Origin of the sequence: Hymenobacter metallilatus (assembly GCF_003944705.1) — a bacterium.
Classification (GTDB): Bacteria; Bacteroidota; Bacteroidia; order Cytophagales; family Hymenobacteraceae; genus Hymenobacter; species Hymenobacter metallilatus.
In genome coordinates, this window is record NZ_RWIS01000006.1 from 120915 (window position 1) to 134214 (window position 13300).

13 protein-coding genes and 1 riboswitch are annotated in these 13300 nt (G+C 62.0%); of the genes, 10 read left to right on the forward strand and 3 right to left on the reverse strand.

The window, feature by feature from the left end:
- Positions 1-190 precede the first annotated feature (190 nt).
- A riboswitch (cobalamin riboswitch) is annotated at positions 191-408 on the reverse strand.
- Between the two features lie 320 nt (positions 409-728).
- On the forward strand, positions 729-2057 hold the full coding sequence (locus tag EI290_RS10645; RefSeq protein WP_125429577.1) for an O-antigen ligase family protein: 1329 nt from the start codon (positions 729-731) through the stop codon (positions 2055-2057).
- A gap of 28 nt (positions 2058-2085) precedes the next feature.
- The gene (locus EI290_RS10650) at positions 2086-3381 is read left to right on the forward strand and encodes an MFS transporter (protein WP_125429580.1); all 1296 of its coding nucleotides are present in this window, start codon (positions 2086-2088) and stop codon (positions 3379-3381) included.
- A 16-nt stretch (positions 3382-3397) separates the two neighbouring features.
- On the opposite strand, the gene EI290_RS10655 is transcribed toward EI290_RS10650, so the two are convergent.
- Positions 3398-3808 (reverse strand): hypothetical protein, encoded by a 411-nt coding sequence (locus EI290_RS10655; RefSeq protein ID WP_125429583.1) that lies wholly within the window; start codon positions 3806-3808, stop codon positions 3398-3400.
- Positions 3809-3987: 179 nt separating this feature from the next.
- On the opposite strand from EI290_RS10655, the gene EI290_RS10660 reads away from it, so the two are divergent.
- Positions 3988-4530 (forward strand): DUF2911 domain-containing protein, encoded by a 543-nt coding sequence (locus EI290_RS10660; protein ID WP_125429586.1) that lies wholly within the window; start codon positions 3988-3990, stop codon positions 4528-4530.
- A gap of 47 nt (positions 4531-4577) precedes the next feature.
- Here EI290_RS10660 and EI290_RS10665 read toward each other — a convergent pair whose 3' ends face one another.
- Positions 4578-5558, reverse strand: coding sequence for a tetratricopeptide repeat protein (locus tag EI290_RS10665; RefSeq protein ID WP_185816942.1), 981 nt, complete (start codon positions 5556-5558; stop codon positions 4578-4580).
- 99 nt (positions 5559-5657) lie between these two features.
- Positions 5658-6635: a tryptophan 2,3-dioxygenase family protein gene (locus EI290_RS10670; protein ID WP_125429592.1), complete on the reverse strand. Its 978-nt coding sequence runs from the start codon at positions 6633-6635 to the stop codon at positions 5658-5660.
- Between the two features lie 161 nt (positions 6636-6796).
- Here EI290_RS10670 and sdaAB point away from each other — a divergent pair, with 161 nt between their 5' ends.
- The 7 genes from sdaAB to EI290_RS10705 all read left to right on the forward strand — a co-directional run bounded on the left by sdaAB (position 6797) and on the right by EI290_RS10705 (position 13279).
- Positions 6797-7477: an L-serine ammonia-lyase, iron-sulfur-dependent subunit beta gene (gene sdaAB, locus EI290_RS10675; protein ID WP_125429595.1), complete on the forward strand. Its 681-nt coding sequence runs from the start codon at positions 6797-6799 to the stop codon at positions 7475-7477.
- Between the two features lie 157 nt (positions 7478-7634).
- The gene (locus tag EI290_RS10680) at positions 7635-9140 is read left to right on the forward strand and encodes a TolC family protein (protein ID WP_125429598.1); all 1506 of its coding nucleotides are present in this window, start codon (positions 7635-7637) and stop codon (positions 9138-9140) included.
- A 106-nt stretch (positions 9141-9246) separates the two neighbouring features.
- Positions 9247-10659 carry an efflux RND transporter periplasmic adaptor subunit gene (locus tag EI290_RS10685; protein WP_125429601.1) on the forward strand — a complete coding sequence of 471 codons (1413 nt, stop codon included), beginning with the start codon at positions 9247-9249 and terminating at the stop codon, positions 10657-10659.
- 251 nt (positions 10660-10910) lie between these two features.
- Entirely contained in the window at positions 10911-11900 is a 990-nt protein-coding gene (locus EI290_RS10690) for an NAD(P)H-dependent glycerol-3-phosphate dehydrogenase (RefSeq protein ID WP_125429604.1), read from the forward strand.
- A 1-nt stretch (position 11901) separates the two neighbouring features.
- Positions 11902-12366 carry a hypothetical protein gene (locus EI290_RS10695; RefSeq protein WP_125429607.1) on the forward strand — a complete coding sequence of 155 codons (465 nt, stop codon included), beginning with the start codon at positions 11902-11904 and terminating at the stop codon, positions 12364-12366.
- Positions 12367-12450: 84 nt separating this feature from the next.
- Positions 12451-12846, forward strand: a complete 396-nt coding sequence (locus tag EI290_RS10700) for a DUF4259 domain-containing protein (protein WP_125429610.1) — start codon at positions 12451-12453, stop codon at positions 12844-12846.
- 4 nt (positions 12847-12850) lie between these two features.
- Positions 12851-13279 (forward strand): EamA family transporter, encoded by a 429-nt coding sequence (locus tag EI290_RS10705; RefSeq protein ID WP_125429613.1) that lies wholly within the window; start codon positions 12851-12853, stop codon positions 13277-13279.
- The last annotated feature ends 21 nt before the right edge of the window (positions 13280-13300 follow it).

Below are 13300 nucleotides of genomic sequence, written 5' to 3' on the forward strand. Positions count from 1 at the left end.
AGGAAAAAGTAAGAGAAACTATTTCCCCGCCCGGTTTTCGAAGGTGCTTTTCTCCCCCGTACCCGCTGGTTCCTGTTGCCTGTACCCGTGCACCCACCCGTGCCGGACCCGCCCAGCGGGTTCGGAGAGCAGGCCGGCCGTAGCCTGCCGTGGCAGCACCCAACAAGGCTCTCAGGTCGCGAAGAGGCCTTATCAATAGAAGCGGCAGGCAGGTCTCCTGACTTGGGCCCGGCTTCCCGCCCTTCTCACCGGCCACGGGGCAGATAATGGGCTGCGAGGAGAAGCCGTTGCCGCCTTCCTTTGAAGGCGGCGGGCCGTTACAGTAGCGCGTCTGTCCGGGAGTTGCACCCGATTCCCTTTTCAGGCCTTCCCAAACACGGAAAAGCCACCGGCCGCTCGTCTGACTGAAAACACAGGCAAAGAACGTGGCCGCAAGGTACGTACAGAATACGGGTCCGCCAGCACACTTTCCCCACCCTGTACTCTTCAGGGAATAATGCGGCCCCCAGCCAAGGAGGTTGTGGGCAATGCGCCTACATTTGCGCCAATGAGCATCTTTACCAACCCGCTCCATTTCCCGCATGACTCCTAGCACACGGCCGCCTATTTCAGAGTACACTATGTTTTGGGGCGGTAGTGGTTTAGCTGCTGGCTTGCCGGCCTCACACAGACCGTACTCTCAGGCTCATAACCAGTAGGCAGAGGGTAGATTTAGCGGATATTACAGTATGCAGCAGGTGGTGGAAGCCTTTACCAGTGGCCGGTATTATCGTTCGGGGCGGTTGTCGCAGCACCTGCTGTGGCTGGCCTGCGGGGCGGGCGTAGCCGGGCTGCTCGCGTTTCGGGCCCTGATTGCGCTGAGCCCGGTAGTGGGCATGGTGGCGGTGCTGGCCAACCCCCGGCTGGGGGCGGCCCTGCCCCGGTACTGGCGCAACGGCGCGGCCCTGCGGGCGGCGGCCCTGGTGGCGTTTCTGCTGCTGAGTGGGTGCTATACCAGCCAGTGGCCCATTTGGCGGCACGAGTTATTCCGCAGCCTGACTTGGCTGGGGGTACCGCTGGCCTTTACGCTGGCCGTGCCCCTGAGCCGTGGGCAGCGGCTGGCGGTAGGAGCGTTGTTCGTGCTGAGTGTGGCGGCAGTGGGCCTGGCTACCATGGGCCAGTACCTGCTTAATCCTACCGGGGCCAACGAAGCCATCCGGATAGGCCAGAACATGCAGGCCGCCACGGGCACGTTTCATATTGCTTTCGGTATTATGCTGGCCCAGGCGTTTTTCTGGGGGCTGTTGCTACGGCGGCACCCGCTGGCCGGGCGGGTGCTGCGAGTAGGGCTGCTGGCGGCAGTGGCCGGCATCGGCCTCACGCTGCACGTGCTGGCCTACCGCACCGGGTTGCTGCTGCTGTATACGGGGCTGCTGGCCTACGCCCTGCGCCTGCTTGCACGCCGGCACGTATTAGCGGGCGGGCTGCTGTTGCTGGGCGTGGGGCTGGGGCCCTGGCTGGCCTACCGCACCCTGGAGTCGGTGGAGCAGCGGGTAAGCGCCACGGTGTACGACGTAAGCCAGTACCTGGAAGGGCAGGACATCAACGACTATTCCCTGGCCCGGCGGCTGGCGGCCGTCGAAACGGCTGGCACCATTATCCGCCAGCACTGGCTGCTGGGCGTTGGGCCCGCCGACGCCTACACGGCCATGCTGGACCAGTACAGCTGGCGCACCTTTGGGTTGCGGCCCGAAAACCGCGTGAACGTGCACAACCAGTACCTCAGTACCCTGGTGGGGGGCGGAGTAGTGGGACTGGGACTGTGGCTGGCGCTGCTCTTCGGACCCCTGATCCGCCCGGCTACCCGCCGCAACCCCTTCGTGGCCGTATTTATTTTCACTCAGGCCGTGGCCATGCTGGTAGTCGACATCCTGAGTCTGCAAATCAGCCTGAATCTGTTTGTGTTCGGCTACGGCTTTCTGGTAGTAGCCACCGAAACCGACTTCCTGCTGGCCCGGGATACGCCTGAACTGCCCCGGCCACCTGCTTCCGCGGCTGCCCCGGCCCCCGGGGCCTGACCTCCTACATCCTTGTTTTCCTCCGCCTATGAGGCCTCCCTCTACGCCCCGCACCATGGCTTCCCGCATCCGGTCCATCTTCAGCGGCTCGGTGGGCAACCTGGTGGAGTGGTACGACTGGTACGTGTACTCGGCCTTTTCCTTGTACTTTGCGCCGGCTTTTTTCCCGAAGGGCAACCTTACGGCGCAGCTGCTTAACTCGGCCGCCATTTTTGCGGTAGGCTTTCTGATGCGGCCCTTGGGGGGCTGGCTGATGGGAATTTACGCCGACCGGGCCGGGCGCAAGGCGGCGCTGCTGGCGTCGGTGCTGCTCATGTGCGGGGGCTCCCTGCTCATTGCCCTCACCCCATCCTACAGCCAGATTGGCGTGGCTGCTCCCGCGCTGCTGGTGCTGGCCCGGCTGCTGCAGGGCCTAAGCGTAGGCGGCGAGTACGGTACCTCGGCCACTTACCTCAGCGAAATGGCCGATGCCCGCCACCGGGGCTTCTTTTCCAGCTTTCAGTACGTTACCCTGATTGCGGGGCAGCTGCTGGCTCTGCTGGTCCAGCTGGCTCTGCAGCAGCTACTCACGCCCGCTGAGCTGGCGGCCTGGGGCTGGCGCATTCCGTTTGGCATTGGCGCTGCCGCGGCGCTGGTAGCCCTGTACCTGCGCCGGACCATGGAAGAAACCGATGCTTTTCAGCAAGAGGCAGCTCAGCCCTCGGCCCCGAAAGCCAGCCAGCTGCGGATACTGCTGCAGCATCCGCGCGAGGTGCTTACGGTAATTGGCCTTACCCTGGGCGGTACGGTAGTGTTTTATACCTTCACCACCTACGTACAGAAGTTCCTGGTTAATACGACCGGCTTCAGTAAAGGCCAGGCTACGCTGGTGTCGTTTGGGGCCCTGGGCGTAGCCATGCTGCTACAGCCCCTATTGGGCGCCTTGTCGGACCGGGTGGGACGACGGCCGGTGCTGCTGTTTTTTGGCATCGGGGCCACGCTCCTCACGGTGCCCCTGCTCACGGCCCTGGCCCGGGCCCAGGGCTTAGGGGAGGCTTTTGGCCTGCTGCTGCTGGCCATGCTGGTCATCAGCGGCTATACTTCCATCAATGCCGTAGTCAAAGCCGAACTGTTCCCAACCGAAATTCGGGCGCTGGGCGTAGGTCTGCCCTATGCCCTCACGGTGGCAGTGTTCGGGGGCTCGGCCGAATACCTGGCCCTGCTCGCCAAGGATTACGGCGTGGAGCACTGGTTTTACTGGTACGTAACGGCCTGCGCGGCCGTGTCGCTGCTGGTATACTGGCGCATGGCCGATACGCGCGCTACCTCGCGCATCCGGGAGTAGGGCCTAAACCGTAAGCTTATTGAATGGTGATGGTGTCGGTGAGGGTTTGGGTGGTGTTCGGGAACAGCAGCACGTAGGTGCCCGGCTCAGCCGCCGTAAACTGATACGTGCCCCGGTAGTCAGACACAACCTGCGGACAGGTGCACCCTTCGTAGTGCACGGTAGGCACGAGGTATACCTTTTTATCCTCCCGTTGCTCGCGCAGCCCCTGAAACTGTCCGCACCCATTTGGAATACTAACGGTGTAGGAAACCGGCACGGGAGTGCCCACCCGACCGGTACGGGCGCTGCTCACCGTTGCCACTGAGCCCACCACATCCTCGGAGCACGTAGCCTCATCGGTGGTAGGAAAACAGGACGTAGCCGCCCCGGTTAGGCCCAGGCACAGGGCTAGTAGTCGGATTGAATTGATTTTCAGAGAATTCATAGAGTAGGAACGGTAGCTACCGCAGGAAAGTGCACGGCTTGTCGCTTGATAAGATGCCGTGCACTCCGTAAAGGTTGGCAAAGAAAAGTAACTAAACTTTCAACTTGGGGTATAATTATTGAGGTGCTTCCTGATTTTGCGCCCAAATTCGGCCGCTCTGCGCTTCACTACTGCCCTCTATGCCTGCTACCCGTACACTGTTTGTGCGTTTTCTGCTGCCTCTGCCCATCTTACTGCACCTAACGGCCTGCTCCGACCAGAAAAAACCGGAACAAAAGCCCGCCCGGCCCAGTCCGCCGGCAACAGTTGCGGCGGCACTACCGGGAGGCGGGCAACTGGTTATCAGCTACAGTCAGCCCTCGGCTAAGGAGCGCAAAGTGTTTGGGGGGCTGGTGCCCTACGGGCAGGTGTGGCGCACCGGGGCCAACGAGGCCACCACGTTTCAGGTAAGCCGGAACGTAACGGTGCAGGGGCAGGCCCTGCCCGCCGGTAAATACGCGCTGTTCACCATTCCCCAGGAAAAGGAGTGGACCATCATCTTCAACAAAACCGCTAAGCAATGGGGGGCCTACGAGTACCAGGAGGCCGACGATGTGCTGCGCGTAAAAGCCACCCCAAGCCGGGCGGCCACTCCGTTGGAGCGCTTCACCATTACGGCCGATAAAGCGGGCCGGGTAACGCTGGCCTGGGAGAAAACCCAGGTAGCATTTGCGGTACGATAGGCTGCCCTACCGGCTGCCCGGAACCCTGCGGACCTGCCGCAGCGCTCCTAACGGCAATGCTCTTTCTGTAACTTTCTGATTTCCCGCTCGGCCGCCGGGGCATCGCCCCATTGCAAAGCCTGGCTCAGGGCCGCGCAGGCCCCGGCCGAGTCGTGCAGCCGCAGCTTCAGCATCCCGATGGCGCGGTAAAACTGGCCTCTGTCGCGGGGCTGCACCAGGTGCAGGCACTGCTCATTGTCGGCAACGGCGGCGGCGTAGTTGCCGGCGTCGGCATGGGCCAGGGCGCGGTTGGCGTAGGCATTGATATAGTGCGGATTGATGCGGGCGGCGGCCGTAAAATCGGCAATGGCGGCTGGGTAGCGCTTTTGCTCGTAGCGCAGCCAGCCCCGATTCAGAAAGGAAACCGAATCCTGAGGGTTCAGCTCCACGGCCCGCGTGAGGTAATGCGCGGCCCGGGCCGTGTCTTGCTGCTGCATGTACCAGAAGCCCGCCCGGCCGTTGGCAAACGGGTTGTTGGCCTCCAGGGCCAGCACCTGGGCATTTGCGGCCAGGGCCTGGGCATATTCCCGGTGCAGACTGTGCCCGTAGGCCACGCTATTATAATACTGGATCATGGCTTGGCTGTCCGGGTCGTGGCGGCGGGCCAGCAGCCGGAACCGTTCGGCCTCGGCGGGGTTGCGGGGCTGTTGCCAGGCGCTGAAACCGTAGTACACATCTGCCAGGGTAGAGTCCAGCAGCCAGGCCTGGTTGAAGCGCTTGATAGCCACCACCGGGTTGCCGGTCTGCAAATAGCTCCAGCCGAAATTGACGTAGACGTGGGCGGCTTCCCGCGCCGGGCCGTGCTGCCGCCGGGCCGTAGCCACAAATTGCTGGTCGGCGGCGAGTTGCTCGGCCGTTTTGGGCTGCCCACCAAACATGGGCAGCTCATTACTGGTACCGCGGGGCTGGGCCAGCTGCTGGGGTGTAGGACGGCTTTGGGCCGGGGCCAGGCAGGGGAGTAGCAACAGGAGCAGAAAGGATAATTTCATGTAGCGGGTAAATAACATATAGCGGGTAAATAAGCGGATAGCTCCTGCGCTCGGCGGGGCAAACCGCGCCGCCGTGCGGGTACATCAAATAAGGCGGCCCTACTCTGCTCCCAACACGCTTTCCACCCAGCCTTTGCCCCAGTCAACCAGTTCCTGCGCAGTCCAGAGCTGGGGGTAGAAAATGCGCCGCTGAAACTTGGGCGGCAGGTACTGCTGCCAGTTGGTGCCGCCGGTGGCGGCAATGGCATCGGGGTGGCGTTCCAGGTAGCGTACCGCCGATTTATAGTGCATCAGGGGCCAGTTTACATTCACATTTACATCCAGCTGCTTGAGCTGGCGCAGCAGGCGCGGGTGCTGCTGGCCCTCGGGGCCGGCGGGCAGGCGCTGCACCACGGCCCAGAGGTTGCGGTGCTGGTACTGGCGGGCGTGGTCGAGCAGCCGGTCGGCGTACTTTTTCTCGAACTCCGTCAGGGTAAGTGCTTTGGCTCCGGTTTCCACCACGGTGGCCCCCGATTTCCAGTAGATGCAGCCCATCAGCTCGTCGTGGGCGGCGGCCTCGCCCAACAGGCGGCGTTGCTCCTCGGGCACCAGGTTGGTCAGGGCGGTGCTGGCCAGCTCAATCATGCGGTACTGCACGCTCTGAAAGCCCGAAGCCGGCATCAGGGCCATGCGGAACTCCAGAAACTGCTGCTTGTCCATGCCGTCCACCATCACATCGAACGAGTCGATCAGGTTCTCGAAGTAGCGGTTGATGCGGCCCACCCGGCGCGTTACTTCCTCCACGGTGGGCGCGGCCAGGTCGCCCAGCTGCTCGTACTCGCAGAGGCAGAGCTTAAAGTAGAGCTCCGTAATCTGGTGGTAAATGATGAAAATCCGCTCGTCGGGAATGGTGGTGAGGGGGCGCTGCAAACTCAGCAGCGTATCCAGCTGAATATAGTCCCAGTAGCCCAGGTAGCGGGTGTGGTACAGGCCCTCCAGGTAGGCGGCCAGGTCCTGGTCGTCGGCGGCGTAGCGCTGCTGCAGGCGCTGCAGCTGCTCCAGCACAGCCGGCGAGGGTTGAAATTCGGGAGTTGTCATGCGGAGGGAGCAGAAGGAGAGTAGTGGGTGCTACAAGGCACAAAGATGGGAAAAGGGCGGCAAGTGTAGCTGATTGGTTTGTGGGCCGGCCGTAGGCAACTGTTTGGCCGCGGCGGACATCTGTTTTGCAGCTCACCACTTTCCTTACCTTTACCCAGCTTATGGCAGAGAAATCCAGTATTTTCGACATGATTGGGCCGGTGATGATTGGGCCCAGCTCCTCGCACACGGCCGGGGTAGTCCGCATTGCGCGGGCCGCCATCCGCATTCTGGGCAGCGTGCCCACCCACGCCACCATTACCTTCTACAACTCCTTCGCCCGCACCTACGAAGGCCACGGCTCCGACCGCGCCATCGTGGCCGGCCTGCTGGGGATGCCCACCGACGATGTGCGCATCCGGGAGGCCTTCGACCACGCTCGGGAGGCAGGCCTGCAGTATACGTTTCAGGGCGTCGGCAACGCCTCCACCATGCACCCCAATACCATTAAGCTGCAGCTGCGCGATGCGCACACGGACCGGGCAGTGGAAGTACTCGGCCAGAGCCGGGGCGGGGGCGTTATCCGCATTGTGGAGGTGGATGGCTTTCCTGCTGATTTCTCGGCCTCCCTGCACACGCTCATCATCGACGCCGACGATGTGCCGGGCTCCATTGCCTTTATTGCCAGCGTAATTGCCCACGACGACTGCAACATTGCCACCATGTTTGTGAGCCGAAAGGGGAAAAATGACGCCGCCCGGCAGTTTATTGAGGTGGATTCGGGCCTGCGCGACATCACGCTGGACTACCTGCGCCAGCTGCGGTGGGTACATCACGTTACTTACATTCCAACCATCGACTAACGGCGGTAACGGCCCGGTTAACGGCAGATTTTGCGCGGTTTGTTGATTTATCGTTTTGCGGGCCCTGGCCATCCGATACCTTTGGTGGCCCAGGCCACCGAGCCACGGTGTGTGCCCGGCCGTCGGGAGTGTTCCGTCAGCCCTCAACTCTTTCCCTATGAAGTGTACTTACTGGCTGCTGCTAAGTTCCGGACTGTTGGCCGCCGGCCCGCTACTGGCCCAGCAGGTGCCGGCCCAGCCGCCCGCCGGCTCAGTGCCCGCCTCGGCACCTTCCGGCCCCTGGACGCTGCAGCGCGCCATCGATTATGCCCTGCAAAACAACCTGACGGTACGCGGCCAGCAGCTTACGGCGGAGCTGCAGAATGCCACCCTGCGCCAGAGCCGGGCCGCGTTGCTGCCCTCGGCCAACCTCTCCGGCACTCAGGCCTGGAACTACGGTACCAGCCTCGATCCGCTCACCAACGACTTCGTGAGCCAGACCATCCGGTCCAATAACTTCTCGGCTAACTCGCAGGTAACGCTGTTTTCGGGGTTTCAGCTGCGCAACACCGTCAAGCGCAACCTCCTCGATTCGGAGGCCAGCCTGCTCGATATTGAGAAGGCCCGCAATGATTTGTCGCTGAACGTGGCTTCGGCCTTTCTGCAGCTGGTGCTGGCCGAGGAGCTGGTGCGGGCCAACGAAATCCGGGTGAGCAGCACGCGCAGCCAGGTGGAGCGTACCCAGAAGCTGCTGCGGGCCGGTTCTATCCCGGAAAGCAACCTGCTTGATATTCAGGCCCAGCAGGCTTCCGATGAGCTCAACGTAATTACGGCGCAGAACCAGCGCGACCTGGCCCGCCTCTCGCTTACCCAACTGCTGAACCTGCCCACGCCTACGGGCTTCACCATTGAGGTGCCTCAGCTGGCCGACCCCGACGAGGAGCCGCTGCTCTCGGCCGACCCCGACGGCACCTACCAGACGGCCCAGAGCCTGCTGCCCGAAATCAAGGCCGCCGACCTGCGGGTGCGCTCCGCCTCCCGCAGCCTGGATATTGCCCGGGGCGCGTATTACCCGCGCCTGGCCTTCGGGGCCGGTATCTTCACGGGTTTCTCGTCGTCGCGGCTGGCGCGGGTATTCAACGGCGACTCCACCGATGCCGTAGCGGTGCCCGTGTTTCAGCCGGGAACAGGCGGGCAGCCGGTGCCGTCGCAATATTTCCTGCTGCAGCCTAAGCAGGCCATTCCGGAGCTGCTGCCCTCCAGCTTTTCCAGCCAACTCAAGGACAACCTGGGCAAGAACCTGCAGTTTTCCCTGCAGATTCCGATTTTCAATGGGTTGCAGGCGCGGACTTCGGTGCAGCGGGCCCAGATCAATATTCAGCAGCAGGCGCTGCGGGCCGAGCAAACCCGCCTGACGGTGCGCCAGAGCATTCAGCAGGCCTACGCCGATGCCATTGCCGCCCAGCGGCGCTACCTCTCGGCACGCCGGCAGGTAGAGGCCCTCACAACCGCCTACCGCAACGCCGAAATCCGCTTCAACAACGGCCTGCTTAACGGTACCGAGTTCAACATTGCCAAGAATAACCTCACGGCCGCCGAGTCGACCATGATTCAGGCCAAGTACGAATTCATCTTCCGGCGCAAGGTGCTCGACTTCTACCAGGGGCGGCCCATTGCCCTGTGACTGAGTGAACGGAGCAGAGGAGTGAAGTAGCTACGGCGCTTTGCTTGCTCTCCACGGTTCAACCCATCACTCATTCGCGCACTCACTCATTCACTCCTGAAATTCCATGCGAAACAACCGTACCCTCTACATTCTGCTGGCCGTGCTGCTGGTGCTCGTCGGTGGCTTTCTGCTAGCCAAAAAGAAGGGGCTGGTTGGGCAGCCAGCCGGCACCGAGGTGCTGGCGGCCAACGCTACTCCGGCTACCATTGTGGAGAAGGTAAGCGCCTCGGGTAAGGTGCAGCCTGAAACCGAGGTGAAGATTTCGCCCGACGTATCGGGGGAGATTACCGAGCTCTACGTGGAGGAGGGCGACTCCGTGCGCAAAGGCCAGTTGCTGCTGCGCATCCGCCCCGACAACTACCAGGCTATGGTAAGCCAGCAGAGCGCCGTGGTAGGTACCCAGCAGGCCAACGTAGGGCAGAGCCAGGCCCGCCTGCAGCAGCTGATTGCCAGTGCCCGCCAGACCGAGCTAACCTACCGCCGCAACGCCTCCCTGTACAAGCAGAAGGTGATTTCGCAGGCCGACTACGAAGCCAGCAAAGCCGCCTACGAGGCCTCCCAGGAAGAAATAAACTCGGCCCGCCAGAACATCCGGGCTGCACAGAGCTCGGTGCGCTCGGCCCAGGCTGGCCTGGAAGAAGCCCGCAAAAACCTCAATAAAACAACCATCTACGCGCCCGTAAGTGGTACCGTGAGCAAGCTCAATGTGAAGAAGGGCGAGCGGGTGGTAGGTACTTCCCAGATGGCCGGCACCGAAATTATGCGCATTGCCAACCTCAACAACATGGAGGTGCGGGTAAGCGTGAACGAAAACGACATCATCAACGTGGACCTGGGCGACTCGGCCGATGTGGAGGTGGACTCCTATGCCAGCAAGGACCAGAAGTTCCGGGGTATTGTAACGGCCATTGCCAACACCGCCAAAGATGCCCTCACGGCCGAAGCCGTCACGGAGTTTGAGGTGCGCATCCGTTTGCTGCCCGAGTCCTACCGCCAGCTCACGCGCACGGTGCAGGGCCACAGCATTGTGCCCTTCCGCCCCGGCATGACGGCTTCCGTCGACATCATCACCAACCGCAAAGCCAACGTGCTGAGCGTGCCCCTGGCTGCCGTTACCACCCGCTCTGACAGCGCCAAGACGGAGGAGAAGAAAAATACCCCGGCCGTGCGCGTAAGCCGGGGTAGCTCGGCCCAGCCCGATAAGCCGGCCGCAACCGGCGTGAAAGCCCCGGTGCAGGAAGTGGTATTCCTGATCCGGAACGGCAAAGCCGTGCTGACGCCGGTAAAAACCGGTATCAGCGACTTCCAGAACATGGAAATCCTCAGCGGCCTGCAGGCCGGCGACCAAGTGGTGAGCGGGCCGTTCCGGGCCGTAGCTAAAACCCTTAAGGATGGGGCGCTGGTGGTAGTAAAAGATGCCAAAACCCTCGACAAGGCCGCCCTTAAGGAGGATGCGCCCGAAGAGGATGATAAATAAGTAAAACCGGCTAGCAACTCACACTGAGCCGCTAACCACCGCCGGAAGGCCGCCGTTGCGTCAGGCAGCGGTGGCCTTCCGTTTTTTTTGGTAAGATTGACCCGAAGGTGAGTTGGTGAAGTGGTGAAATGGTGGGTTTAATGTGGTTGGGAACATAGGGTCCGACACCACGCAAACCCGCGCCGTTAGCGCCATCCGAACAGTAAACTCACCATCCCACCACTTCACTATTTCACCATTTCCCACCCCCTTTGGAAAAAATAGCCATGCTTGGCGGCGGCTCCTGGGCCACTGCCCTCACCAAAATTCTTTCTGAAAACGGCAGCCGAGTGCACTGGTGGATGCGCAGCAAGGACGATGTACAACATCTGCTGCGTACCCGTCATAACCCACGCTACCTTTCCTCGGTGGCCCACGACCTGGAGCGGGTGCGCCCCACCACCGACCTGGAGGAAGCCGTGCGCGAAGCCGATTGGCTGGTGCTGGCCGTGCCCGCCGCTTTCGTGCAAAGCACCCTCGACAAGCTGGACCGGGACTCGTTGAAGAATAAGCGGGTTATTTCGGCAATTAAGGGCATGATTCCAGGCAAAAACGTGCTGGTGACGGACTACGTAGCCGAGCGGTTCCGGCTGCCCCACACCCGCCTGGGCGTAGTGGCCGGGCCCTGCCACGCCGAGGAAGTGGCCCTGGAAAAGCAAAGCTACCTCACCATTGGCTCGCCGGATGAGGAGCTGGCGGAGGATTTCAGCCGTTTGTTGCGCAACCGCTACGTGAAGGCCAACCCCGCTCAGGACCTTGACGGAATTGAGTACTGCGCCGTCATGAAAAATATCATTGCCCTCACCGGCGGCATTGCCCACGGCCTGGGCTACGGCGACAACTTTCAGGCGGTACTGGTAAGCAACGCCGTGCAGGAAATGCGCCGCTTCGTGCACGCCCTCAATCCCCAGCCCCGCGACCTGTCGGCTTCAGCCTATCTAGGCGACCTGTTGGTGACGGCCTACTCGCAGTTTTCGCGCAACCGCACGTTTGGCAGCATGGTGGGGCGGGGCTACAGCGTAAAATCGGCGCAACTGGAAATGAACATGGTGGCCGAGGGCTACTACGCCGTCAAGAGTATTTATGAGCTTAACCGCAAGCTGCAGGTGTCCATGCCCATCACTTCGGCGGCCTACCACATCCTCTACGAGAAGATTTCCCCGGCCATTGAAATTGAGCTGCTGAAAGAAAAATTCAAGTAGGATGGAGGTAATACGCTCGGGGGCTGGCTGGCGCCGGAGCTGGCATTTCGCGTTGGGGGCTGGCTGCTGCGGAGTGTTGCTGGCAGTGGTTTCGGGGTTGCTGCTGGATAAGCCTTTTTGGTTACGACTGCTGACGGATGATGTGGGCTGGACGATGTACCCACCACTAACCGCCCTGCCGCAAGCCTGGCCAGGTGGGGAAGAAAGCCTGCGTGAATGTCTGGAGGCGGGCATCAGCGGCGGCCTGTTCGGTGCCGGCTGGCTGCGGGCGTGGTGGCAGCGGCGCCGCGCAGCCTCCGCCGAAGCGAGCCGCTGGTTTGGCTGGTCGGTGCTGTTGGTAGTTCCGCTGCTGGTGCAACTGGGGGGCAACGTATATGCTGCCCGTTACCAGCACAACGCCGAAGAACAACTCCTGCTGCACCTGCGCCACACACCGCCGGATTCTGCGCCCGGCACCGGCCACTAGCATAACGCCCGACTTCGCCGCCAAACAAATCAGTCGTTTCTGCGTCTGCTACTCATACTCTCACCGTCATCACCATTACGCTATATGGGCACCTGGGACTACCACAACTTCGATAACGACGACGCGGCGGATTTTGCCGAAAATTTCCGCCTGAACCCCAACGAAGCTACCTTGTATGAGGCGCTGGCCACGGCCGCCGAAACGGAGGATTATCTGGAAATACCGGAAGCGGCCGAAGCCCTAGCCGCCGCCGAAATTGTGGCGGCTATTCTGGGGCACCCATCCCCGGATTTTCTGCCTGGCCTTACGCTGGCTGTAAACGGAATGGAGGTAGACGACGACCTGGCCGACCTGGCGGTGGAGGCCGTAAAAGCAGTGGTAAGCAAATCAGAATTGCAGGAAGAGTGGGCCGCCTCCGCCGACTATACACAGTGGCAACAGCAGCAGCAGGCCTTGCTGGCTCGCCTGCAGGCAGAATAGCTCCATGCCCTGGCTGCTCCTGGCCCTGCTCACGGCGTTGTGTCTGGCGGGCTACAACTTCTTCATAAAGCTGGCCTCGGGCCATATCTCGGCGGCGGCCGGAGCTGTAATTCTGCAGCTGGTAGCGGCCGGGCTAGGTGGGGTATGGCTGCTTCTGCTGCGGCTCAAGGGGCAGCCCCTGACCATCAGCGGCAAAGGCCTGGGGCTGGCGGCGGCGGCCGGCATTGGCGTGGGCCTGGCCGAAATCCTCACGTTTGTAGTCTTCAGCCGGGGAGTGCCTTCCTCGGTCGGAACGCCCGTTATAGTGGGTGGCTCGGTACTGCTGACGGCGGTGCTGGGACTAGTGGTTTTGCGCGAGGCCCTGTCGGGGCCGCAGGTGCTGGGGCTGTTGTTGATTGTGGGCGGCATTGCCCTGCTGGCCCGGGGGCACTAGCCCGGCTCAATTGCTGAACCC